Source organism: Collimonas silvisoli, from assembly GCF_018305005.1.
Taxonomy (GTDB): domain Bacteria; phylum Pseudomonadota; class Gammaproteobacteria; order Burkholderiales; family Burkholderiaceae_D; genus Collimonas; species Collimonas silvisoli.
Window position 1 is genome coordinate 1 of record NZ_JAGQEG010000086.1, and the last position, 23,931, is coordinate 23,931.

Consider the following 23,931-nt stretch of genomic DNA (forward strand, 5'->3'; position numbering starts at 1 on the left):
TGCCACCACACGTTTTGGTTGGAACGCATCTCCCAAATCATAGGCCAATAGGCCCTAGCAACTATGACCGCCCCATCTCTACCAGCACCCGGCTGGGATAAGCTTTCTCCTTACCGCCGAAAGTGAGCGGCAGGTTCGCGCCTAAACCAAGGCCGACCGCGCCTATGCCGCCGCTGCCACCGGTAGCGCCGATGCCTACGCTGGGAGAGTTCAGTCCGGGCGGAGCCCGGTATACCACCTCAGAGGTGCGATAACCGGGCTTGTCGCAAACCACATGCAAATCGCCGTCGGCAGCAACAATCAAGACATCGCCTGGCGTCACCACATTCCAGCGGCTGCTGTCGGTTTTCACCACACAGCGCGCACCGGTCAGCTGCTGGCTGTCGGAGGTAGCCTCGATCAGCACGTGGCCGTTATCCGACGCGGTGGTGGCGCAACCGGACAATACGACGCCCAAGGACAGTATCAACCACGTTGCCGGATTGCGCATGCTGCTTCTCCCTTAGAAATTCAGGGACCGTTTGTCGACTGCCAGCGCCGCTTCCTTGGTCGCTTCCGACAAGGATGGGTGCGCATGGCAGATACGGGCGATATCTTCCGCTGATGCGCGGAATTCCATCGCCACCACGGCTTCTGAAATCAATTCTGATGCCATTGGCCCAACAATGTGAACGCCCAGGATCTCGTCGGTCTTGGCATCCGCCAGGAATTTGACCATGCCTGAGGTATCACCCAAAGCGCGTGCCCGGCCATTGGCCAGGAACGGGAAAGTGCCCGCTTTGTATGCTACTCCATCTGCCTTCAGTTGTTGTTCTGTTTTACCAACCCATGCGATTTCCGGCGAAGTGTAGATCACCCAAGGAATCGTGTTGAAGTTAACGTGACCATGCTGTCCGGCAATACGCTCGGCAACCGCTACGCCTTCTTCCTCCGCTTTATGGGCCAGCATCGGGCCGCGCACCACGTCGCCAACCGCCCAGACGTTCGGCAAGTTGGTCTTGCAATCGCCGTCGACGGCAATAAAACCGCGCTCGTCCAGCTGCAAGCCAACGCCTTCAGCGTTCAGGCCGATGGTGTTCGGCGTCCGGCCGATCGACACGATCAGCTTGTCATAGACGGCTTTTTGCGTGGCGCCGGCAGCATCGACATATTCCACGGTGACATCATTCTTGCCGGTCGTGATGGCGCCAATATTGACACCCAGGCTGACCTTCAAACCTTGCTTGGTGAACAGTTTGCCGGCTTCCTTGGCGATCTGCTCGTCGACAGCACCGAGGAAAGTCGGCAACGCTTCCAAGACACTGACATCCGATCCCAGGCGGCGCCAGACGCTACCCATCTCAAGCCCGATCACGCCAGCGCCGATTACCCCCAGTTTAGCCGGAACCGCGTCAATTGCCAGTGCGCCGGCGTTCGACAAAATCAGTTTTTCGTCAAACGGTGCGCCTGGCAAGGCACGGGCGTTGGAGCCGGTCGCTACGATGATGTGCTTGGCGCTGATGGTTTCTTCGGCAGCACCGCTTACCTTGATTTCGTAAGCGCTGGCGTCGCCTTTGACGAAAGAGCCGCGGCCATGGAAAAAGGTAACCTTGTTCTTTTTGAACAGGTACAAGATGCCTTCGTTGTTTTGCTTGACGACACCATCCTTGCGCGCCAGCATCTGCCCCAGGTTCAGCCCCAGGCCCTTGACTTCGATGCCGTGCTCGGCGAAGGCATGGCCGGCGTGTTCGTAGTGCTCGGACGATTGCAACAAAGCTTTGGATGGAATGCAACCAACGTTGGTGCAAGTGCCGCCCGGCGCAGGACCGTTCTTGGCGTTTTTCCATTCATCGATACAGGCAGTATTGAAACCCAGTTGCGCGGCGCGAATTGCTGCAATATAACCGCCGGGACCGCCACCGATCACAACGACATCAAATTGTTTGCTCATTTCCATCCTTCGAATTATTGCCTTGCCAATCGATCGTCAACTGATTGTCAACTTAAGCAGCCGGCTCTGCGGTTCAGAGCAAATAATTCCGGCAGGCGATAGTGACAAGGCGCCCATCATTTACTTAGCCACCTAAACGATGCGCCCTGCTCCATTTTTCCTTACGTGAAAAATTAGAGTCAGGGCGCTCTCGCTTAGCGAGATTTAAAACTTACAGGTCCAGCAACAGACGGGCCGGATCTTCCAGCGCTTCTTTCATTGCCACCAGAGCCAGCACGGCTTCACGGCCGTCGATGATACGGTGATCGTAAGACATCGCCAGGTAGTTCATCGGGCGAATCACGATCTGGCCGTTTTCGACAACTGCACGGTCCTTGGTCGCGTGCACGCCCAGGATCGCCGATTGCGGCGGGTTGATGATCGGTGTCGACAGCATGGAACCGAAGGTGCCGCCGTTCGAGATCGAGAAAGTACCGCCGGTCAGGTCGTCCAGGGTCAGCTTGCCGTCCTTGGCCTTGGCGCCGAATTCGCCGATTTTCTTTTCGATGTCAGCGATCGACATCTGGTCGGCGTCGCGCAATACCGGCACAACCAGGCCGCGTGGCGAACCAACTGCGATACCGATGTCGAAATAGCCGTGATACACGATGTCGTTGCCGTCAACCGAGGCGTTGACGATCGGGTATTTTTTCAGTGCAGCAACCGCAGCCTTGACGAAGAACGACATGAAGCCGAGCTTGACGCCGTGTTCCTTTTCGAACTTGTCTTTGTACTTGGTGCGCAGATCCATTACCGGCTGCATGTTGACTTCATTGAATGTAGTCAAGATAGCGTTGGTCGATTGCGATTGCACCAGACGCTCGGCGATACGAGCGCGCAGGCGGCTCATAGGCACGCGCTCTTCCGGACGGTCATCCAGGTTAGCCTTGGCTGGCGTGGCGACCAGTTGCAGCGCCGGCTTGACCGGAACCGCAGCCAGGGGCGCAGGTGCAGTTGGCTTGTTAGCCAGCGCGCCCAGAACATCGCCCTTGGTGACGCGGCCATCTTTACCGCTGCCGTCGACTTGCGCCGCCGACAGACTATTTTCCGCCAGCAGCTTTGCTGCCGCAGGCATGGCGATGCCGGCTGCCGCTTTCGACTGCAATTCAGGCGCTGCGATTGGTGTCTGCGCATTGCCGCTTTGCGGCACTGGCACGGCAGCCACTTCCATCGGGCTGACCTTGGCCGAAGCATCGGTATCGATCACGGCGATGATTTCATCGGCAACCACGGTGCTGCCGTCGGTCTTGATCAGCTGGACGATCACGCCGTCGGCTGGCGCCGGCAACTCAAGCACAACTTTATCTGTCTCGATATCGATCAGGTTTTCGTCGCGCTTGACTGCATCGCCGACTTTTTTATGCCATTGCAACAGGGTCGCTTCAGCAACCGATTCCGACAATTGCGGAACTTTTACTTCTAGAAGTGCCATTTATTTCTCCGTATTCCGTATTAGGTGGTGCGTCGGGCAGGCCGTGACGACCTGCCCTGGCGTCAATTATTTTGTAAGAACAAAGCCTTTGAGCTTGGAAAATGCTGTCTCCAGCAATGCTTTTTGCTGCGCATAGTGCTTGTCGTAGTAACCGACTGCCGGCGATGCGCTGGCTGGACGGCCTGCATAGGCGAGCTTCTGGCCATCTTCCAGGTTCTCAAAAATATTGTGCTGAATCTGCAGCCATGCGCCTTGATTCTGCGGCTCGTCCTGGGTCCATACCAGCTCATTGAAGTTCGGGAACTGCTTCAGTTCGGCAGCGAACGCCTTGTGCGGGAATGGATACAGTTGTTCCAGACGAATAATTGCGACATCGGTCTGACCGCGTTCTTTACGTGCATTCACCAGATCGTAATAAACCTTGCCGGAGCAGGCTACAACGCGCTTGACCTTCTTCGGATCGATCTTGTCATCGACTTCGCCGATCACGGTCTGGAAGCTGCCCTTGGTGAAATCGGACAATGGCGAACCGGCGTCCTTGTTACGCAACAGCGATTTCGGCGTCATGATGATCAGCGGCTTGCGGAACAAGCGGATCATCTGGCGACGCAACAGATGGAAAATCTGCGCGGCGGTGGTCGGTTGCACCACTTGCATGTTGTTGTCTGCGCACAGTTGCAGATAACGTTCCAGGCGTGCCGACGAGTGTTCCGGACCTTGGCCTTCGTAACCGTGCGGCAGCATCATGACCAGGCCGGAAGCGCGGCCCCACTTCACTTCGCCGGAGCTGATGAACTGGTCGATCACGACTTGCGCGCCGTTGGCGAAATCACCGAATTGCGCTTCCCAGATGGTCAGCGTATTCGGCTCTGCAGTGGAATAACCGTATTCGAAACCGAGTACCGCTTCTTCCGACAAGACCGAGTCGATCACATTGAACGGTGCTTGCTGGTCGGAGACGTTTTGCAGCGGAATGTAGCTGCCGGCGTCCCAACGCTCGCGGTTCTGATCATGCAATACGGCGTGACGGTGAACGAAAGTACCGCGGCCGGCGTCTTGCCCGGTGATGCGGATTGCGTAGCCCGACGACACCAGCGAGGCGTATGCCAGATGCTCGCCCATGCCCCAGTCGAGATTCATTTCGCCACGGCCCATGGCAGCGCGGTCGTTCAATACTTTTTCGACCAGCGCGTGGACCTTGAAGTTTTCCGGCACGCTGGTAATGCGTGCGGCCAGACGCTTCAGCTCGGTGACCGGCACCGAAGTGTCGGCGGCATCGGTCCACTTGCGATTCAGGAACGGCAGCCAGTCGACTGCGTATTTGCTCTTGAAGTTGGTGATGACCGGATCGATCGTGTGCTTGCCGGCGTCCATCGCGTCGCGGAAAGCCTTGACCATGGCGTCGCCAGTGTCGGCGCCGATGGTGCCTTGCGCCACCAGCTTGTCCGCGTACAGCTTGCGGGTGCCTGGATGCTGGCCGATTTTCTTGTACATCAGCGGCTGCGTCAGCGCTGGCGTATCTTGCTCGTTGTGGCCCAGTTTGCGGAAGCAGATGATATCGACCACGATATCTTTCTTGAACTCGATGCGGTAGTCGAGCGCGATCTGAGTCGCAAACGCAACTGCCTCAGGATCGTCGCCGTTGACGTGCAATACCGGCGCTTCGATCATCTTGACCACGTCCGAGCAATACAGGGTGGAACGGGAATCGCGCGGATCGGAAGTGGTGAAACCGATCTGGTTGTTGATCACGATATGCACCGTGCCGCCAGTGCCGTAACCACGCGTTTGCGCCAGATTCAGGGTTTCCATCACGACGCCTTGGCCGGCAAATGCGGCGTCGCCGTGCACCAGGATCGGCAGCACTTGCGAGCCATCCTTGTCGCCGCGGCGTTCCATACGGGCCTTGACCGAACCTTCAACCACCGGGTTGACGATTTCCAGATGCGACGGATTGAACGCCAGCGACAGATGCACCGGGCCGCCTGGGCTGGTGATGTCGGACGAGAAACCTTGGTGATACTTGACGTCGCCGGCCGGCAGGTCGTCGGCGTGCTTGCCTTCGAATTCGGCAAACAGTTCCTGCGGCATCTTGCCCAGGGTATTGACCAGCACGTTCAGACGACCGCGGTGGGCCATGCCGATAACGATTTCCTGCACGCCCTTTTCACCGGCGCGTTGGATCGTTTCGTCCAGCGACACGATGAAGCTTTCGCCGCCTTCCAGCGAGAAGCGCTTTTGGCCGACATAACGGGTATGCAGATAGCGCTCCAGGCCTTCGGCCGCAGTCAGGCGGTCGAGGATGTGCTTCTTCTTCTCTGCGGTGAAGACCGGCGCCGAGCGGGTCGACTCCAGGCGCTCTTGCATCCAGCGCTTTTCGGTCGGATCGCTGATGTACATGTATTCGGTACCGATCGAACGGCAATACGTGTCGCGCAGCGAATTCAGCAGGTCGCGCAGCGTAGCGGTTTCGGTGCCGAAATAGGTGTTGCTGATGTTGAACACGATGTCCATGTCGGCATCGGTGAAACCGTAAAAACTTGGTTCCAGCTCAGGCAGCGTGGAACGTTCCTGGCGTTGCAGCGGATCCAGATTGGCCCAGCGCGAACCCAGATAACGGTAGGCAGCGATTAATTGCGTTGCAGCAACACGCTTGCGGCCCATTTCAGCATCTGCTGAAGCGGAGATGGTGCGGATCGGTCCGTGTTTGGCGCGCTCGGCAAACGAGGCGATGACGGAAGCGTGGCCGACGTCAGGCTTGTCGGTGCCGTCGACGGCAGGCACATGCTGCATGGCGTCGAAATAAGCACGCCAGTTATCGGCAACTGAACCGGGATTGTCGAGGTATGACTCGTACAGCTCTTCAATGTACGGTGCATTACCTCCGAAGAGATAAGAATTAGAGCGGTATTGTTGCATCATCTTGCTCACCTTTCTTCGCGTTTCGCGAGATTAGCGGGTTAACATAACCTTCCGCGACACGGCCTGACCGGTTAGCGGATTGCACATCAAGTTGTGGGGAAGGGCTCTATTACTGTGTTCTTTTTGCTACGACTGCTGTTTTTTCAATTCGGGTACTGCAAACCTGCCCTTTAAAACACGCTCACCACATGTTTTTATCGCGCTGTAACCGCATAACACGGCACAGAGCAGGAGCATAGCATAACCAGCATAAATGCAAACAGCGAATCCTCGGATTCGCTGTTTTTGTGTTGCTATTATTATAGATGCACGCTCTGCTTAGCCGCGTTTTTCCATCGGTGGCACGTCACGGGTCGGCGAGCCGACGAACAATTGGCGTGGACGACCGATTTTTTGCTCCGGATCGGAAATCATTTCATTCCATTGCGCAATCCAGCCGACTGTACGCGCCATGGCAAAGATGCCGGTGAACAGCGAGGTCGGGATGCCCAGCGCCGATTGCACGATGCCGGAGTAGAAGTCGACGTTCGGATACAGCTTGCGGGAAACGAAGTATTCGTCTTCCAGCGCCACTTTTTCCAGCGCCATCGCCAGCTTGAACAACGGGTCGTCATGCAGGCCGAGTTCGTTCAGCACTTCGTAGCAGGTTTCACGCATCAGCTTGGCGCGCGGGTCGAAGTTCTTGTAGACACGGTGACCGAAGCCCATCAGCTTGACACCGGAGTTCTTGTCTTTCACCTTGGCGATGAATTCAGGAATCTTGTCGACCGAACCGATTTCCTTGAGCATGTTCAGCGCAGCTTCGTTGGCGCCGCCATGAGCCGGACCCCACAGGCAAGCGATGCCGGCAGCGATACAGGCGAACGGATTGGCGCCGCTGGAACCGGCCAGGCGCACGGTCGAGGTCGAGGCGTTTTGCTCGTGGTCTGCATGCAAGGTCAGGATACGGTCCAGCGCGCGCACCAGCACGTCGTTGACTTTGTATTCTTCGCACGGGGTCGAGAACATCATGTGCATGAAGTTGGCGCTATACGACAGTTCGTTGCGCGGGTAGACGAAAGGCTGGCCGACGTTGTACTTGTAAGCCATGGCGACCAGGGTCGGCAGTTTGGCGATCAGGCGGATGGCGGACACTTCACGATGACGCGGATCGGTGATATCCAGCGAGTCATGGTAGAACGACGACAAGGCGCCGACCGTACCAACCAGCACCGCCATCGGATGCGCATCGCGACGGAAGCCGCGGAAGAAGAATTGCATCTGCTCGTGCACCATGGTGTGCTGGGTCACGGTGGCGTCGAATTTTTCTTTTTCCTTTGCTGTCGGCAATTCGCCGTTCAGCAACAGGTAACAGGTTTCCAGGAAGTCGCAATTGACCGCCAGTTGCTCGATCGGGTAACCGCGATACAGCAATTCGCCCTTGTCGCCATCGATGTAGGTGATCGATGAATTACATGCCGCCGTCGACAGGAAGCCTGGGTCGTAAGTGAATTTGCCGGTAGCGCCGTACAACTTGCGGATATCGATGACTTCTGGGCCGACGGTTCCCTTGTAAATAGGAAACTCTACGGATGGACTGCCATCGGAAAACGATAGCGTGGCTTTTGTATCAGCATTGGTCATGGCTCTTCCCTCACAAAATATAAAAAAACAAAAGACGCGTTTGCTAGCTATTCAACATCTTCGGCAACAATTTACGGCGGCCGGGGAAGATGCGATCAAGCTTCAAGCATTGCGTATTCTGGCTAACAGGGCATGCACTTGCGGCAAATCCAGCAATCCGTCTGGTTCTTTACGGACCAGTAGCAAATCCATTAGTTCATTGTCCGACAATTCCATCAAGCGCGTAAAAGCGTCGACATCATCGTCCGTCATGGTGGTTTCATGCGCATCCAGAAAACGGGTCAGGATCAAATCGTTTTCAAGCAGACCGCGTCTCGCGCGCCAGCGCAGTCGGGCTCGGTTGGCGGGATCGGCTTGATGGATGACGGACATGGGAACCACTCATTCTATTTGATATCGCTGCCCGACGGCTTCGACGAACAACTCTAAAACTACTGCAAAAACAAGGGCGGGAAGACTAGCGAGCCTGACCGCCCTGCTTACTTATACCGCGCGACGGACCATCAGCTCTTTGATCTTGCCGATGGCTGCATTCGGGTTCAAGCCCTTAGGACAGACATCGACGCAATTCATGATCGAACGGCAGCGGAACAGGCGATACGGATCTTCCAGGTTATCCAGACGGGCGCCGGTGGCTTCATCGCGGCTGTCGGCGATGAAACGGTAGGCTTGCAGCAGGCCGGCCGGGCCGACGAACTTGTCCGGGTTCCACCAGAACGACGGGCAGGAAGTCGAGCAGCATGCGCACAGGATGCACTCATACAAGCCATCCAGCTCTTCGCGCTGTTGCGGCGATTGCAGGCGCTCTTTTTCCGGCGGAATATTGTCGTTGATCAGGAACGGCTTGATCGATTCGTATTGCTTGAAGAACTGCGTCATGTCGACGATCAGATCGCGGATCACCGGCAGGCCCGGCAACGGCTTCAAGATAATCGGCTCGCTCAGCTCGTTCAGGTTGGTGGTGCAAGCCAGACCGTTCTTGCCGTTGATGTTCATGGCGTCAGAACCGCACACGCCTTCACGGCAGGAGCGGCGCAGCGCCAGCGAATCGTCGACGTCGGCCTTGATGCGTTGCAAAGCGTCCAGCAGCATCTTGTCGGTCGGCAGCAGCTCTACCGTCAGGTCCTGCATGTAAGGTTTGGCGTCCTTATCGGGATCGTAACGGTAGATTTTAAATTTCAAAGTACGTGATGACATGGCTATACCTTTTTGTTAATTGTGCGGCAGAGCTGCGGGCCACTGCTAAGTGGCGCACCGCCCTGCCGCGACAAATCAGAATGTACGTGGCTTTGGCTTGAACGTATCAACCGTCAGCGGCTTGGTGACAACAGGCTTGTAGTCGAGGCGATTGCCCTCGGAATACCACAGGGTGTGCTTCATCCAGTTGTCGTCATCACGCTTTTCATAGTCGCGATGCGCGTGTGCGCCGCGCGATTCCTTACGAGCTGCAGCCGAAGTAATGGTGGCCTTGGCAGTTTCGATCAGGTTGTCCAGCTCCAGCGCTTCGACCCTTGCCGTGTTGAATACCTTGGACTTGTCCTTGAACGAAACATGCTTGCGCCGCTCGTCCAGCACCATGATTTCCTTGTAACCTTGTTGCAGCAATTCGTCGGTCCGGAACACGCCGCAGTAGTGCTGCATGGTCTTGCGGATATCGCCGGCCACGTCTTGCACGCGCTCGGAACCGGTGCTGATTTCCAGCTTGGCCAGACGCGCCAGGGCGACGTCGGCAGCATCTGCCGGCAACGCCTTGTTGCTGCGTTCCTTGAGCTTGCTGTCGACAATGTGATTGCCGGCGGCACGGCCGAACACCACCAGATCCAACAGCGAATTGGTGCCCAGACGGTTAGCGCCATGCACCGATACGCAAGCGCATTCGCCGATGGCGTACAGGCCGTTGACGACCGCGTTCGGGATACCGTTCTTCGGCACCACCACCTGACCGTAAACGTTGGTCGGGATACCGCCCATTTGATAATGGATGGTCGGCACCACTGGGATCGGTTCTTTCAAGGCGTCGACGTTAGCGAACTTGTGGCCGATTTCCAGAATCGACGGCAGACGCTTCATGATGGTTTCCGCACCGATGTGGCGCAGGTCCAGCATCACGTGATCCTTGTGCGGACCGCAACCGCGGCCTTCCTTGATTTCCTGGTCCATCGAACGCGAAACGAAATCGCGCGGCGCCAGATCTTTCAGGGTAGGCGCGTAGCGCTCCATGAAACGTTCGCCGTTGGCGTTGATCAGGATCCCGCCTTCGCCGCGCACGCCTTCGGTAATCAGCACGCCGGCGCCAGCCACGCCGGTCGGGTGGAACTGCCAGAATTCCATGTCTTCCAGCGGCAGACCGGCTCGCGCCGCCATGCCCATGCCGTCGCCGGTATTGATAAAGGCATTGGTCGAAGCCGCCCAGATACGCCCTGCACCGCCGGTAGCCATCACCGTGGTCTTGGCTTCCAGGATCATGACATCGCCGGTTTCCATTTCCAGAGCGACGACACCGATGACATCGCCTTCGGCGTCGCGCACCAGATCGATCGCCATCCATTCGACGAAGAAGTGGGTCTTGGCGCGCACGTTACGCTGATACAGCGTGTGCAACAGCGCATGGCCGGTACGGTCGGCTGCGGCGCAAGCGCGGGCTACCGGCTTTTCGCCGAAGTTGGCCGAGTGGCCGCCGAACGGACGCTGATAGATTGTGCCATCAGCATTACGGTCGAACGGCATGCCGAAGTGCTCCAGCTCATACACCGCTTTTGGCGCTTCGCGGCACATGAATTCGATCGCGTCCTGGTCGCCCAGGTAATCCGAGCCCTTGACGGTGTCGAACATGTGCCAGTACCAGCTGTCTTCCGACATGTTACCGAGCGAAGCGCCGATCCCGCCCTGCGCCGCAACTGTGTGCGAGCGGGTAGGAAACACCTTGGACAAGACCGCAACATTCAAACCAGCTTCCGCCAACTGCAGCGAAGCACGCATACCGGAACCACCGGCCCCAACGATTACCGCATCAAAGCGGCGTGTAGGAATTGTGGATTTAATAGCTGCCACGATTACACTCTCCACAAAATCTGCGCCGCCCATCCGGCACAACCGACCAACCACAGGATTGTGGCAACTTGCAAGACCAGGCGCACAGCGACCGGCTTGACGTAATCCATCCAGATATCACGCACGCCAATCCATGCATGAAAAAACAGCGCCATCAGCGCCACGAAGGTCGCCAACTTGAACCATTGGTGCGAAAACAGCCCAGCCCAGCCTTCATAAGTGAAGTTGCTGGCGGTCAGGAAGGAAATCAGCAGGATGACGGTATAGACTGCCATGACGACAGCGGTGACGCGTTGCGCCAGCCAGTCGCGCAGGCCGTAATGGGCCCCTACTACCAGGCGCTTGGCGCCAACGTTATTGTTATCAGCCATTAGAATGCTCCGAACAGTTTCAATGCAACGATCAGCGCCAGCGGCACACTGATGATCAGGACACTGGCAGCCGATTTGCGCGCGCTAACCTTATCCAGGCCAATGTGGTTATCCATGACGAGGTGGCGAATGCCGGCGCAGAAATGATGCAGATAGGCCCAGGACAGAGCCAGGATGACAAGCTTTACGAACCAACCCGAGGTAAAGCCTTTGAAGTATTCGAAAGAACTCTCAGATACCAGACTCTTATCCAGCATGAACAGGATAAAAGGCAGGAGTAAAAACATCAGCAAGCCACTAACACGATGCAAGAAAGAAACTAGGCCAGCCAACGGCAAACGATAACTGCTTAGTTGGGTAATGTGAATATTACGAAACTGTGGCCGATTGGGCTTCGCGGCTTCAGACATAACAGGGTTCTCCTCAGTTTAAAATTTTAGAGCAAACGCAATCTCGCAATTTTCGCCGATTTTTGTGCAGCACACCAATAGTTATTATTCAATATTGCGAATAATCACCAGCAATCGCCCGCGCCTATTCTTGGGCTTTGCCATTTTGCCACTAGTCACCGCTATCGACAGCCGAAGGCTCTGCCCGATCCTTCAGCTCAACTCATTCTGATAGTGATGACGATTGGTTACATACAAACCGCGCCGCACTTCCACCGGCTTGTCGCCATAGGTAAACGACACGCGCTCCACACACAATAACGGCGACGATTTTTCCACCCCCAGCAACTCAGCCGCATCGGCATCGGCGCTGGCGGCGCGAATCTGTTCAGTGGCACGGATCATGCGCGTACCGAACTCGGTTTCAAACAAGCCATACATCGGCCCCTTGTATTCCACCAGGCGCTCCAAAGTCAAAGCCTTGAACAGCGCCCCCGGCAACCACAATTCTTCAAGAATCGTCGACACCCCGTCAAACGCCATGACGCGCTTGACATACACCACCGAGTCGCCCGATTTCATACCCAGCAGGCGCGCGATTTCTGCCGGCGCACGCAAACGCTTCAGCTCGATCACTCTTTTATCGGTAACTTGCGGCTGGTCGCTGTCCGGCATCAAGCGCAGGAAGCGAAACTGCGAACGGGCCTCGTGATGGGTGGCGACAAAAGTGCCCTTGCCCTGACGCCGCACCAGCAGATTCTCCGCCGCCAGCTCGTCAATCGCCTTGCGCACGGTACCCTGGCTCACCTTGAAACGGTTGCCAAGCTCAACTTCGCTAGGAATCAGTTCGCCCGGCTTCCATTCACCGGATTGCAGGCGTTGCATGATCAGCGCCTTGATTTGCTGATACAGGGGACTAAAGGTCGGAGACGATGCAGCGGGAGATGCAGGGACAGCAGCGCTCTGGCTGGCCGGGTCACTACTCAGATTGGACGGGATGGAACTCATAAGCTTAGATTTCACCATAAAATACCCATTGGCGTCCAGCAAAAAATACGCAATGATATGTCTTATATAAGACATAAGATATTGATTGACATACCATGTTGCCAAGCCTAAACTCGCGGGCATAAGTGGTAGTTTGCAGCCTTTTAGCGGCCTTGATTGCACTCAAACCGGGTTTCATGCCAGGGATGCAAGCTGTCAATTTCGACTCCCGGCCAAAACCGAAACAAACTGACGCACGAGGTTTTCGCCGGTATGATTAGAGGCTGCGCAGCATCGCTGCATTAGTAAATTAATGAACGTATTTCAGACAACGCTTTCTATCACCCCTCTGGAGATTCAACATGGCTAAGTCCCCTCTGCGTGTTGCCGTTACCGGCGCCGCTGGTCAAATCGGTTATTCCCTACTGTTCCGCATCGCCAACGGCGACCTGCTCGGCAAAGATCAACCGGTCATTTTGCAACTGCTTGAAATCCCTGACGAAAAAGCCCAAAAAGCGCTGAAAGGCGTGATCATGGAAGTCGACGATTGCGCCTTCCCGCTGCTGGCCGGCATCACTGCCCACAGCGACCCGCTGACAGCATTCAAGGATGTCGACGTTGCCCTGCTGGTTGGCGCCCGCCCACGCGGCCCAGGCATGGAGCGTAAAGATCTGCTGGAAGCCAATGCACAGATTTTCACGGTGCAAGGCAAGGCGCTGGACGCCGTTGCTTCGCGTAATGTGAAGGTACTGGTGGTCGGCAATCCAGCTAACACCAACGCTTACATCGCCATGAAATCGGCGCCTAACCTGCCAGCCAAGAACTTCACCGCGATGCTGCGCCTGGACCACAACCGCGCCCTGTCGCAAGTCGCAGCCAAGATCGGCAAGCCGGTCTCCGCCATCGAAAAACTGTTCGTCTGGGGCAATCACTCGCCAACCATGTACGCCGACTATCGCTACGCGACAGCCGATGGCACCTCGGTCAAGGATCTGATCAACGACCAGGTCTGGAACAAAGATGTGTTCCTGCCAACCGTCGGCAAGCGCGGCGCCGCCATCATCGAAGCGCGCGGCCTGTCGTCGGCAGCTTCGGCCGCCAATGCAGCCATCGATCACGTGCGTGACTGGGTGCTCGGCACCAACGGCAAGTGGACTACCATGGGCGTGCCGTCGGATGGCTCCTACGGCATTCCTGAAGGCACCATGTTCGGCTTCCCGGTGACTACCGAAAACGGCGAATACAAAATCGTTCAAGGCCTGGAAATCGACGCTTTCTCGCAAGAGCGCATCAATATCACGCTGGCAGAATTGCAAGAAGAGCGTGACGGCGTAAAACACCTGGTCGGCTGATACCGGCTGGCAGGCAAAGCGGCGCGGCATTTGAGGCGCCGCTTGCCTGAACTGCAGGGCGACACAGCCATCGTCCATGCAGCGCCTGACAACATTGAAATCTTTACCAGTTACACCCAACCAAAAGTCGCAATGCATCCTACCCAGGTCTTATTCCTAGGCAAGCAACAGCCGGTCTCGCTACCGGTCTGCGATCATTACGCCGGCGCTGAAAAGCTCATGCGTAAATCGGTCGCCCTGCAGCAGGAACTGGGTCCGGTATTCGACATCACGCTCGACTGCGAAGACGGCGCCAGCGCCGGTAACGAAGCAGCACATGCACAACTGGTGGCCAGCATCATCGCCGGCGCCGACAACCGCTTTGAGCGCATAGGCGCTCGCGTACACGACCTCGGCAGCGCTTTTTTCGAACAGGATGTAGAGATCATCTGCAAGGGCGCCGCCCCTCGGTTGGCCTATCTGATGTTGCCCAAGGCCGAGAGCCTGGCCGATGTCAGCGCCGCCATTGCACTGATCGAGCACTACAGCAGCCTGGCCGGACGGCAGGCGCTGCCGGTCCATGTATTGATAGAAACCCACGGCGCATTGGCCGATGTGTTCGCCATCGCCGCCCTGCCGCAAGTGCAATCGCTGTCGTTCGGCATCATGGATTTTGTTTCCGCCCATTACGGCGCCATCCCCAGCGCCGCGATGCGCTCGCCAGGGCAATTCAGCCACCCGCTGATCACTCGCGCCAAACTGGAAATTGCCGCGGCCTGCCATGCGCACGGCAAGGTGCCTTCGCATAACGTCACCACCGACATCAAGGACAACATCACCGTCGCTGCCGATGCCGGGCGCGCCGTGAACGAATTCGGCTACACCCGGATGTGGAGCATCCATCCGCAACAGATCAAACCGATATTGAACGCATTTACCCCGCCGCAATCTGAGATAAGCGCTGCGGCACAGATCCTGCTTGCAGCCCGGCAAGCGGCTTGGGGACCGATACAACACGAGGGCACGCTGCATGACCGCGCCAGTTATCGCTATTACTGGAGTGTTCTGCAGCGCGCAAAAAATAACGGTGTCGCACTACCTGAAAACGCAACAACTTTGTTATAACCGCGCCCCGCCTCTATCAAAACAGCGGGATGCACTACGGAGCAATGGAAATGAGAAAGAGTCTGTCAACGAGTTTATCAATGCTGGTTTTGCTGTGCGCCAGCCTGGCAGTTGTAGCACCGCAAGTGCAAGCCCAGACCAGCACCAAGAAAACCGCCAAAAAAGCCGTCAAGAAACCAGCTGCAAAAGCAGCGCCGGCAGAAGTCGATGACGGCGAAGACGAAGGCACGCCGGATGTCAAGACTTCGCTTACTGTCGATTACAAATGCGAGCTCGGCAACAAGCTGACAATTTTCACCAACGCCGAAGACGACAAACACATCGCACTGCGCTGGGGCACAACCCTGCGCCGCCTGACTCGTGTGCCGACCACCACCGGCGCCAACCGCTTTGAAAACCGCAAATACGGCCTGCTCTGGATCGGCATCCCGGCCAAGGGCATTTTGCTTGATTCAAAAACAGGGCATCAACTGGCGAATGAATGCAAATCGGCAGAGCAAGAAACACGGCCGGCCGACGCTCCGGTTGATCCAGCACACAGCTTGTAATTAAATTCAAAACACAGGAGGAATCATGTCCCGCAACACGTTGAATACACTCAAGGAATTCAAGATTTCCGACTCCAAGAAAGGCAAGTTCTATTCCTTGCCTGCGCTGGAGAAAAAACTCGGCGTCAACATCTCGCGCCTGCCGGTGTCGATCCGTATCGTGCTGGAATCCGTACTGCGTAACTGCGACGGCAAGAAAGTCACTGAAGAGCACGTCAAGCAACTGGCTAACTGGGGTGCAACCGCAACCCGCACCGACGAGATTCCATTCGTGGTAGCACGCGTGGTGCTGCAAGACTTTACCGGCGTGCCACTGCTGGCCGACCTCGCCGCCATGCGCAACGTCGCCGCCTCGCTCGGCAAGAACGCCAAGAACATCGAGCCGCTGGTGCCGGTTGACCTGGTAGTCGACCACTCGGTGCAGATCGACCATTTCCGTGAAAAGAAAGCGCTCGACCTCAACATGAAACTGGAATTCCAGCGCAACAACGAGCGCTACCAATTCATGAAATGGGGCATGCAGGCATTCGACACTTTCGGCGTGGTGCCTCCGGGCTTCGGCATCGTCCACCAGGTCAACCTGGAATACCTGGCGCGCGGCGTCCACAAGAAGGATTCGGTTTATTACCCGGACACTCTGGTCGGCACTGACTCCCACACCACCATGATCAACGGCATCGGCGTAGTCGGCTGGGGCGTCGGCGGCATCGAGGCGGAAGCCGGCATGCTGGGCCAACCGGTCTACTTCCTGACGCCAGACGTAGTCGGCGTCAACCTCACCGGCCAATTGCGCGAAGGCGTTACCGCCACCGATCTGGTGCTGACCATCACCGAACTGCTGCGCAAAGCCAAAGTGGTCGGCAAGTTTGTCGAATTCTTCGGCGAAGGCACTGCCTCGCTGAGCCTGACCGACCGCGCCACCATCGCCAACATGGCGCCTGAATACGGCGCCACCATGGGCTTCTTCCCGGTTGACGATGCGACTATCGAATACTTCCAGGGCACCGGCCGCAGCAAAGCTGAAATCGACGCATTCGCCGGCTACTTCAAGGCCCAGAACCTGTACGGCATTCCAAAAGCCGGCGACATCGACTACACCACCGTCGTAGAACTGGATCTGGCTACCGTTGCGCCATCGCTGGCTGGTCCGAAGCGTCCGCAAGACCGTATCGAAATCGGCAATGTCAAAGCCAACTTCGCAGAACTGTTCAGCAAGCCGGTAGCAGAAAACGGCTTCAACAAGAAAATCGAAGACCTGGACGCAACTTACGTCAACAGCGACGGCGTCAACCTGAAAAACGGCGATGTCCTGATTGCTGCAATCACTTCTTGCACCAACACGTCGAACCCGAGCGTGCTGCTGACCGCCGGCCTGCTGGCCAAGAAGGCAGTGGAAGCCGGCCTCAAGGTAGCGCCGCACATCAAGACTTCGCTGGCTCCTGGATCGCGCGTCGTGACCAAGTATCTGGAAGCAGCTGGCCTGCTGCCCTACCTGGAAAAACTCGGCTTCGGCGTCACAGCCTACGGTTGCACCACTTGTATCGGTAACGCCGGCGATCTGACACCTGCCATGAACGAAGCCATCGTCAAGAACGACGTGGTGGCCTCGGCAGTGCTGTCCGGTAACCGTAACTTCGAAGCACGCATCCATCCGAACATCCGCTCCAACTTCCTGGCTTCGCCGCCGCTAGTCGTCGCTTACGCGATCGCCGGCAACATGACGCGCGACCTGATGACAGAACCTGTTGGCAAGGGCAAGGGTGGCAAGGACATCTATCTGGGCGACATCTGGCCAACTTCGCAGGAAGTTGCCAAGCTGATGAAGTTCGCGATGAACGCCAAGACCTTCAAAGAGAACTACGCCGATGTCAAGGGCGCACCAGGCAAGCTGTGGGAAGCCATCAAGGGCGTCGCCGGCGGCGAAGTCTACAACTGGCCGAAATCGACCTACATCGCTGAACCGCCGTTCTTCCAGGACTTCAGCATGGTGCCTAAGGCCGCTGCAACCGGCATCACCGGCGCTCGTGCACTGGGCGTGTTCGGCGATTCGATCACGACCGATCACATCTCGCCAGCAGGCTCCATCAAGGAATCCAGCCCGGCCGGCAAATGGCTGACTGAAAACGGCGTGCTGAAGGCTGACTTCAACTCCTACGGCTCGCGCCGCGGCAATCACGAAATCATGATGCGCGGCACCTTCGCCAACGTCCGCATCAAAAACCTGATGATTCCGGCGACACCGGACGGCTCCCGGGTTGAAGGCGGCATCACTCTGCACCAGCCAACTGGCGAACAAACCTCGATCTACGACGCAGCAATGCAGTACGTCAAGGACGGCGTGCCAACCATGGTGTTTGCCGGTGAAGAATACGGCACAGGTTCATCGCGCGACTGGGCTGCCAAGGGTACCCAGCTGCTGGGCGTGAAAGCCGTGTTTGCCCGTTCGTTCGAGCGTATCCACCGCTCCAACCTGGTCGGCATGGGCGTTCTGCCTTTGCAATTCCTCGGCACCGACAGCGTGAGCACGTTGGGCATCACCGGTAACGAGACTTTCGACCTGAAGGGTATCGAAGGCGAAATCAAGCCACAGCAAGACGCCACCCTGGTGATCCATCGCGCCAACGGCGAAAGCCAGGATGTCAAGGTTCTGCTGCGTATCGATACACCGATCGAAGTCGACTACTACAAACACGGCGGTATCCTGCCGTTCGTGCTGCGCCAGTTGCTGGCAGCGTAGCAACCCGCCAGCCCGCCGCCTTCTGCATAGGCGGCAGGCTGACAGTTGGATGTATCGACAAGCGCCGGCCATGCCGGCGTTTTTCATTTCCGGCAGCAAGCTAGGCGCATTGCCGCGCCTCTATAGTTTTATTCCACATACCGTTAAATCCACTACAATAGAAGCTTGCAGTCTTCCTGCCTCAGAGTCCTTGAAAACTCTCAGCAAGCGGTCGTAGGCCAGAAGGCAGCGCAGAAAAGCGGAGCATATTTACCTATGAATATGTGAGCGTCTCGGTTGCCGGTCATCGGATGCTCGCATCCGCTACGGTCGCGCGGTAAGATATTGACTATGTTGTCAGCCCTTACTCTATTCACTATGCGCCGTCCGTCAAAAAAACCTTCCCGCAAACTCTCCGCCGACAGCCATCGTTTGGCCGAGTTGGCACAAGCATTGATACTCGCCTCCAGCCGTCTTGAGGAGCGCGCATGGGAACGCGAGATTGAAGTCTTGCTCAACAAGCATTTCAAAGCCCATCATCAGGAGCCGATCGACGGCGCGCTGGAGCAGTTGTTCCCAACCCAGCCCGATGCCTACGACGCCTTGATGGACGTGGTCGAGGCCTGTAGCGAATCCAGCACCATCGAATACCAGGGCAAGCCGTACGACTGCCTGCTGCTTGCCCTGCCGCTGCTGGCGTGGACCCGCTTCTCGATTGGATCAGGGCCGGTTCCAGCCGACGTCATGCTGACGCTCAGCACCCATTTGCACGCCCACATCCTGGCGCCGGAAGTGCTGACCGGCATGGTGCCGACGCTGTATTCCATCGATCAGCTGCCGCGCAGCCATAGCGAAACCTTTACCCTGTTGCAGCAGCTGTCGCATGCCGCGCTCAACGCGGCGCCGGTACGCAGCCCCGCCAATCCGCCGCAGACCGCGCCGTTCCTGGCCGATACCCGCTATCTGCTGGCAGCGCTGGTGGTACCAAGCGGCATGCCGCTGTTCCGCTGGCAAATGGCGCGCGGCCAAACCGGACATATCGCCGCCGACAAGGAACAGGCGCTGGAGCAATGGCGCAACCAGGTCACGCCCAATCTGACACGCTTACTGCCCGGCTGCGGCGTCCAGCTGTTGCTGCCCGAGGCTTATTTCGCCGCCTGCCGCGAGGCCGACCTGCAAATCCGCCCGGCCTCCGTGCGGGCCGCCAGCTACTACCTGTCGCACACGCTGGACATCTCATCGAAAGACCTGCACGCCAGCATCGGCCGCTTTAGCGAGGAACCGGAAAGCGGCCGGGTTGACGAATACCGTATCGGCTTCTCGCTGGGCCAGACCAACGAGGTGATCTATGGCGTAGTGTGGCCACTGTACGGAGCGGAAGAAGCCAACGAAGAAATCATCAGCCGCGCCAGCGACAGCGACGCCGCCACCGCCGAACCGGAAACCCCGCTGGAACAGATTCTGAGCCTGTTGCGCGAATGCGGCATCGACGACATCCAACGTCATGCCGAATTGTTTGCGATGGAATTTTGCGACGATTGCGGCACCCCGCTCTACCCGGATCGCGAAGGTGATCTGGTGCATCCGGAAATGCCGGATGATGCGCCAAGCGGTTCGACCCATTTCCATTGAGGCGCATGCGTTCACCGACACAGCGCTGCATGACCAAGCCGGCCAGGCCAGCCAAGGCAACCGGCTTAGTCCTCTTCCAAAGCCTGAAACCGCTGCACCAGATAATCGATCAAAGTCCGCACCAGAGGCAACAAGCCGCGCCGCGACGGAAACACCACATGGATGATTTCGTGCCGCGGCCGCCAGTCGTTCAAGACATGCGTTAGCGTTCCTTGCGCCACCTGTTCGCGGATCATCATGGTCGGCAATTGCACGATGCCGACACCGGCTACCGCCGCCCGCAGCAACGCCGCCATGTCGCCGGTGACAAAGCGCGGCGTGTGATGAATCGCCGCCTTGGCGCCATCCGGCCCAAACAATGTCCAGATATGGTTTTGCTGCCCTACCCCCAGGCTCAGGCTCGGCCAGCCGCTTAAATCGGCGGGCGACGCCGGCAACGGCCGCTGGCTAAGCAGCAGCGGACTGGCAACCAGGCATTGGCTGCGATCCGCCAGCACCCGCAGCACCAGATCGCTATCCGGAATCGGCGGCGGCCGTACCCGGATCGCGATATCCACCGCCTCCGCCACCACGTCGACCCGCCGATTGGTCGCCTCCAGCAGCACCGTCACACGCGGGTTAGCCGCCATGAAATCCGCCAGCATCACGTCTACATGCGCATGCAGCAAGGCCACCGGACAAGTCAGCCGCACCATGCCGCGCGGTTCGCCACGCGTCAACTCGATGGCGTCCTGCGCCGCCTCGGCTTCCACCAGCATCGCCTTGCAATGCTCGTAATAAGACTGCCCGACTTCCGTCACGGAAAATTGGCGGGTGGTGCGCTGGATCAGCCTGACGCCCAATCTCTCCTCCAACAACGCCAGGCGCCGGCTCAGCTTCGATTTCGGCATGCCCAAGGCGCGGCCGGCCGGCGCGAAGCCGCCATGGTCCACTACCTGGACGTAGTAATAGAGATCGTTCAAATCCTGCATAGCCACCTTATCGTTCACCAAATAGAACAGTGAAGGCCAATTTTACAGACTACTCAGCTCATTGTCCTTGGTTTAATCTTCTATCAGCAACAACTATGTAAGCTATACAAGGAGTTTGATCATGAAAAAAGTCCTCGGCGTCTACAGCGCACCTCGCCAACATTGGGTCGGCGACGGTTTTCCTGCTCGCTCGATGTTTACTTACACCAGCCACGGCAAGCAACTAAGCCCGTTCCTGCTGCTCGATTACGCTGGCCCGGCTGAGTTCAGCCCCGCCAAACGCCCTCGCGGCGTCGGCTCGCATCCGCATCGCGGCTTCGAGACCGTCACCATCGTCTACAAGGGCGAGGTGGAGCACCGCGACTCGACCGGTCACGGCGGCGTGATCGGCCCCGGCGACGTGCAATGGATGACCGCCGGCAGCGGCATCCTGCACCAGGAGTTTCACTCCGAAGCGTTCACCCGTTCCGGCGGCACGCTGGAGATGGTGCAGCTGTGGGTGAACCTGCCGGCCAAGGACAAGATGAGCGCACCTGGTTATCAAGCCATCGTCGACCGCGACATTCCTGCGGTGGCGCTGCCTGGCGGCGCCGGCACAGTGCGGGTAATTGCCGGCGACTACGACGGCCACGCCGGTCCGGCCCATACCTTCACACCGATGCATGTGTGGGATATGCGCCTGAACCAGGGCGGCAGCGCCAAATTGTCCCTGCCCGCCGGCTGGCATTCGGCGCTGGTGGTGTTGCGTGGAACCGTGTTGATCAACGGCGAGACCGTGGCGCGTGAAGCGCAAATGGTTCAGCTCGACGATGCCGGCAACAGCGTCGATATCGAAGCCAATAACGACGCTGTAGTGCTGGTGCTTAGCGGCGAGCCGATCGATGAAGCGATCGTCGGCCATGGCCCGTTCGTGATGAACAGCCAAGAACAAATCGCCCAGGCGATCGTCGATTTCAACAGCGGGCGCTTTGCGCAGATAGCTGAAGCGTCGTAGCAGTCACGCGGCACAAAAAAGCCGGGCATGTCAGACATGCCCGGCTTTTTCATAACAAAAATCAAAACCGAATACAGCTCATTCGAACGCCCGTAGTATAGGCTGCAACACCACCGCCCCCAGACGCGCACTGCGAGCGCCATCCCAGCCTACCTGCACATCCGGCAGATTGACGTTATCCTTGAACGGCAGCTCCAGCGTCAGCGACACGCACTTGAATGTATGGCCGATATATTTGGATGCCAGGGTCAGCACGTCGCTGCTGTATTTGCTCGCGGCATAGCCGTGTTCGGTCTGGAAATCCGGGCTGGCGCGCAGGAAATCGTCGATGAATTTTTGTTGCTCCACCCCTTGCTGCGGGCTGAAATCTTCCAGCATTTCCGAGCCTGCCACAAACACATACGGCAAAGCCTCATCACCGTGAACGTCCAGGAACAGATCGCAGCCGATTTCGTGAATCTTGTTCTTGACCACAAACACCTCGGGGCTACGCTCCGGCGACGGCGTCATCCACTCGCGGTTCAGATTGGCGCCGGCAGCGTTGGTGCGCAGATTGCCGCGCACCGAGCCATCCGGATTCATGTTCGGCACGATATAGAACACCGCGTGCTGCAGCACTTTGCTCGCCAGCGGATTGGCGCGGTCCAGCAAAGCCTCGACCATGCCCTCGACAAACCATTCCGCCATGGTTTCACCCGGATGCTGGCGGGCGATGACCCAAACCTTCCTGGCCGCGGCCGGATTGCCGATCACCAGCAGATTCATATCTCGGCCGTCCACCGTACTGCCGAGATCCTGCACCTGCGCCAGCGGCGATTTTTCTGCGCGCCCCAGCAGCGTCAGATGGCGCTCCCATGAATACGGCTCGAAATAAGCGTAATACACGCTATCGCGCTCAGGCGTATGCGCGATGGTCATCACTTCGCCGTCAAAGCTGGTCGGCACCCGGAACCAGATCTCGCGGTCGTAGCTGGCCACCGCCTGATAATTTTCCCAGCCCTTGGGATAGGTAGTGGCACCGGCATTCAAAAAACGGATGCGGCAGGCTTCGCCGCGCGCGCCTTGTAATCGGAAATAAAACCATTGCGTGAAATCCGCATGCGAGTCGCTACGGATTTTCAATTCAATCTGCTGAGGACTATCGGCGCGCAACACTTCAATTGCGGCGGCGTCAAACTGCTGGCTAATTTTTATCGGCATAGGATTATTGGGTGAAGATTACCGCCCGGATGAGCAAGGCCCTCGTCGTAAACTCGCATTCAGCAACGGGCCGCACTACCCGCCTGGCAATCGGTGGGAAAATTTTATGAAATTTCTCTGTACTCAGTAATGAACAAAACAACTAGCCCTGATATAATATCAGGCTTGTCGGGGCGTAGCGCAGCCTGGTAGCGTACTTGCATGGGGTGCAAGGGGTCGGAAGTTCGAATCTTCTCGCCCCGACCAATAAAATCAAAGGGTTACAGATTTACGTCTGTAGCCCTTTCTCTTTTCCAGTACGCCGCGTCCGGTATATGTCCGGATTATCTGCAACTCGGGCCGAATATCTTGCGCGTAGTTTTCGATCCAACTTATGCATATCGCCCGAAGATCCAGAACAAAGTGGAGGCTGCTTACCATCGCACCGATTTACTGGAACAACACCGCCCTATGATGGCTGCATGGGACGATTTTGTTGGGGCGGTATATCAACGGAAGTAAACCCTGAAAGGGTCGGGCGCTGCCAGATGTCATTGGGTTATATTGACCTTACCCCTCCAGGGTATCCCAATGTAAAGTTAGTGACTGGGCTGATAGAGAGCTAGTCATGAAGAAAACGAGATTTACGGAAGAGCAGATTATTGGGGTCTTGAAGGAAGCCGATGCGGGG

At 57.5% G+C, this 23,931-nt stretch carries 19 protein-coding genes and 1 tRNA gene; 7 read left to right on the top strand and 13 right to left on the bottom strand.

Annotated features, from left to right (window positions below):
• Positions 1-61: 61 nt before the first annotated feature.
• From KHU33_RS20015 to KHU33_RS20065, 11 genes are all read right to left on the bottom strand, one after another.
• A complete protein-coding gene (locus KHU33_RS20015; protein ID WP_211466146.1) occupies positions 62-490 on the bottom strand; it encodes a hypothetical protein in 429 nt (142 codons plus the stop codon).
• 12 nt (positions 491-502) lie between these two features.
• Positions 503-1,930, bottom strand: coding sequence for a dihydrolipoyl dehydrogenase (gene lpdA, locus KHU33_RS20020; RefSeq protein WP_211466148.1), 1,428 nt, complete (start codon positions 1,928-1,930; stop codon positions 503-505).
• 211 nt (positions 1,931-2,141) lie between these two features.
• Positions 2,142-3,401 (bottom strand): 2-oxoglutarate dehydrogenase complex dihydrolipoyllysine-residue succinyltransferase, encoded by a 1,260-nt coding sequence (gene odhB / locus KHU33_RS20025; RefSeq protein ID WP_211466150.1) that lies wholly within the window; start codon positions 3,399-3,401, stop codon positions 2,142-2,144.
• A gap of 66 nt (positions 3,402-3,467) precedes the next feature.
• Positions 3,468-6,323 (bottom strand): 2-oxoglutarate dehydrogenase E1 component, encoded by a 2,856-nt coding sequence (locus KHU33_RS20030; protein ID WP_211466152.1) that lies wholly within the window; start codon positions 6,321-6,323, stop codon positions 3,468-3,470.
• A gap of 318 nt (positions 6,324-6,641) precedes the next feature.
• On the bottom strand, positions 6,642-7,946 hold the full coding sequence (gltA, locus tag KHU33_RS20035; protein WP_211466154.1) for a citrate synthase: 1,305 nt from the start codon (positions 7,944-7,946) through the stop codon (positions 6,642-6,644).
• 102 nt (positions 7,947-8,048) lie between these two features.
• Positions 8,049-8,318: an FAD assembly factor SdhE gene (locus tag KHU33_RS20040; RefSeq protein ID WP_211466156.1), complete on the bottom strand. Its 270-nt coding sequence runs from the start codon at positions 8,316-8,318 to the stop codon at positions 8,049-8,051.
• Between the two features lie 111 nt (positions 8,319-8,429).
• Positions 8,430-9,143, bottom strand: coding sequence for a succinate dehydrogenase iron-sulfur subunit (locus KHU33_RS20045; protein ID WP_211466158.1), 714 nt, complete (start codon positions 9,141-9,143; stop codon positions 8,430-8,432).
• Positions 9,144-9,218: 75 nt separating this feature from the next.
• On the bottom strand, positions 9,219-10,997 hold the full coding sequence (sdhA, locus tag KHU33_RS20050) for a succinate dehydrogenase flavoprotein subunit (RefSeq protein ID WP_211466160.1): 1,779 nt from the start codon (positions 10,995-10,997) through the stop codon (positions 9,219-9,221).
• Positions 10,998-10,999: 2 nt separating this feature from the next.
• Positions 11,000-11,368: a succinate dehydrogenase, hydrophobic membrane anchor protein gene (sdhD, locus tag KHU33_RS20055; protein ID WP_211466162.1), complete on the bottom strand. Its 369-nt coding sequence runs from the start codon at positions 11,366-11,368 to the stop codon at positions 11,000-11,002.
• A complete protein-coding gene (gene sdhC, locus KHU33_RS20060) occupies positions 11,368-11,778 on the bottom strand; it encodes a succinate dehydrogenase, cytochrome b556 subunit (RefSeq protein ID WP_211466164.1) in 411 nt (136 codons plus the stop codon). The genes sdhD and sdhC overlap by 1 nt, the downstream gene beginning before the upstream one ends.
• A 192-nt stretch (positions 11,779-11,970) precedes the next feature.
• Positions 11,971-12,765 carry a GntR family transcriptional regulator gene (locus KHU33_RS20065; RefSeq protein ID WP_211466166.1) on the bottom strand — a complete coding sequence of 265 codons (795 nt, stop codon included), beginning with the start codon at positions 12,763-12,765 and terminating at the stop codon, positions 11,971-11,973.
• A gap of 341 nt (positions 12,766-13,106) precedes the next feature.
• Between KHU33_RS20065 and KHU33_RS20070 the strand changes: the two genes are divergently transcribed.
• The 5 genes from KHU33_RS20070 to KHU33_RS20090 all read left to right on the top strand — a co-directional run bounded on the left by KHU33_RS20070 (position 13,107) and on the right by KHU33_RS20090 (position 20,096).
• Positions 13,107-14,096: a malate dehydrogenase gene (locus KHU33_RS20070; RefSeq protein WP_211466168.1), complete on the top strand. Its 990-nt coding sequence runs from the start codon at positions 13,107-13,109 to the stop codon at positions 14,094-14,096.
• 132 nt (positions 14,097-14,228) lie between these two features.
• Complete coding sequence (locus KHU33_RS20075) at positions 14,229-15,200, top strand: HpcH/HpaI aldolase/citrate lyase family protein (RefSeq protein ID WP_211466179.1); 972 nt, start codon at positions 14,229-14,231, stop codon at positions 15,198-15,200.
• An 80-nt stretch (positions 15,201-15,280) separates the two neighbouring features.
• On the top strand, positions 15,281-15,748 hold the full coding sequence (locus KHU33_RS20080; protein ID WP_230414425.1) for a hypothetical protein: 468 nt from the start codon (positions 15,281-15,283) through the stop codon (positions 15,746-15,748).
• 25 nt (positions 15,749-15,773) lie between these two features.
• Entirely contained in the window at positions 15,774-18,485 is a 2,712-nt protein-coding gene (acnA, locus tag KHU33_RS20085) for an aconitate hydratase AcnA (protein WP_211466171.1), read from the top strand.
• Positions 18,486-18,842: 357 nt separating this feature from the next.
• Entirely contained in the window at positions 18,843-20,096 is a 1,254-nt protein-coding gene (locus KHU33_RS20090; protein ID WP_211466181.1) for a DUF2863 family protein, read from the top strand.
• Between the two features lie 65 nt (positions 20,097-20,161).
• Here the strand turns inward: KHU33_RS20090 and KHU33_RS20095 are convergent, their stop codons facing one another.
• Complete coding sequence (locus tag KHU33_RS20095; RefSeq protein ID WP_211466173.1) at positions 20,162-21,067, bottom strand: LysR family transcriptional regulator; 906 nt, start codon at positions 21,065-21,067, stop codon at positions 20,162-20,164.
• 121 nt (positions 21,068-21,188) lie between these two features.
• Here KHU33_RS20095 and KHU33_RS20100 point away from each other — a divergent pair, with 121 nt between their 5' ends.
• A complete protein-coding gene (locus KHU33_RS20100; RefSeq protein WP_211466175.1) occupies positions 21,189-22,061 on the top strand; it encodes a pirin family protein in 873 nt (290 codons plus the stop codon).
• A gap of 78 nt (positions 22,062-22,139) precedes the next feature.
• Here KHU33_RS20100 and KHU33_RS20105 read toward each other — a convergent pair whose 3' ends face one another.
• Entirely contained in the window at positions 22,140-23,261 is a 1,122-nt protein-coding gene (locus KHU33_RS20105) for a M14 family metallopeptidase (protein WP_211466177.1), read from the bottom strand.
• Between the two features lie 169 nt (positions 23,262-23,430).
• Between KHU33_RS20105 and KHU33_RS20110 the strand changes: the two genes are divergently transcribed.
• Positions 23,431-23,507, top strand: a tRNA-Pro gene (locus KHU33_RS20110).
• Positions 23,508-23,931: the final 424 nt, after the last annotated feature.

What these genes read in the sequence shown, in the direction of transcription:
- odhB (WP_211466150.1), bottom strand. Translation starts at nt 3,401, where the DNA reads ATGGCACTTCTAGAAGTAAAAGTTCCGCAATTGTCGGAATCGGTTGCT.
- KHU33_RS20030 (WP_211466152.1), bottom strand. Translation starts at nt 6,323, where the DNA reads ATGATGCAACAATACCGCTCTAATTCTTATCTCTTCGGAGGTAATGCA.
- KHU33_RS20045 (WP_211466158.1), bottom strand. Translation starts at nt 9,143, where the DNA reads ATGTCATCACGTACTTTGAAATTTAAAATCTACCGTTACGATCCCGAT.
- KHU33_RS20075 (WP_211466179.1), top strand. Translation starts at nt 14,229, where the DNA reads ATGCATCCTACCCAGGTCTTATTCCTAGGCAAGCAACAGCCGGTCTCG.
- KHU33_RS20080 (WP_230414425.1), top strand. Translation starts at nt 15,281, where the DNA reads ATGCTGGTTTTGCTGTGCGCCAGCCTGGCAGTTGTAGCACCGCAAGTG.
- KHU33_RS20105 (WP_211466177.1), bottom strand. Translation starts at nt 23,261, where the DNA reads ATGCCGATAAAAATTAGCCAGCAGTTTGACGCCGCCGCAATTGAAGTG.
- KHU33_RS20095 (WP_211466173.1), bottom strand. Translation starts at nt 21,067, where the DNA reads ATGCAGGATTTGAACGATCTCTATTACTACGTCCAGGTAGTGGACCAT.
- sdhD (WP_211466162.1), bottom strand. Translation starts at nt 11,368, where the DNA reads ATGGCTGATAACAATAACGTTGGCGCCAAGCGCCTGGTAGTAGGGGCC.
- KHU33_RS20040 (WP_211466156.1), bottom strand. Translation starts at nt 8,318, where the DNA reads ATGTCCGTCATCCATCAAGCCGATCCCGCCAACCGAGCCCGACTGCGC.
- KHU33_RS20065 (WP_211466166.1), bottom strand. Translation starts at nt 12,765, where the DNA reads ATGAGTTCCATCCCGTCCAATCTGAGTAGTGACCCGGCCAGCCAGAGC.
- acnA (WP_211466171.1), top strand. Translation starts at nt 15,774, where the DNA reads ATGTCCCGCAACACGTTGAATACACTCAAGGAATTCAAGATTTCCGAC.
- KHU33_RS20090 (WP_211466181.1), top strand. Translation starts at nt 18,843, where the DNA reads ATGCGCCGTCCGTCAAAAAAACCTTCCCGCAAACTCTCCGCCGACAGC.
- lpdA (WP_211466148.1), bottom strand. Translation starts at nt 1,930, where the DNA reads ATGAGCAAACAATTTGATGTCGTTGTGATCGGTGGCGGTCCCGGCGGT.
- KHU33_RS20100 (WP_211466175.1), top strand. Translation starts at nt 21,189, where the DNA reads ATGAAAAAAGTCCTCGGCGTCTACAGCGCACCTCGCCAACATTGGGTC.
- gltA (WP_211466154.1), bottom strand. Translation starts at nt 7,946, where the DNA reads ATGACCAATGCTGATACAAAAGCCACGCTATCGTTTTCCGATGGCAGT.
- sdhC (WP_211466164.1), bottom strand. Translation starts at nt 11,778, where the DNA reads ATGTCTGAAGCCGCGAAGCCCAATCGGCCACAGTTTCGTAATATTCAC.
- KHU33_RS20070 (WP_211466168.1), top strand. Translation starts at nt 13,107, where the DNA reads ATGGCTAAGTCCCCTCTGCGTGTTGCCGTTACCGGCGCCGCTGGTCAA.
- KHU33_RS20015 (WP_211466146.1), bottom strand. Translation starts at nt 490, where the DNA reads ATGCGCAATCCGGCAACGTGGTTGATACTGTCCTTGGGCGTCGTATTG.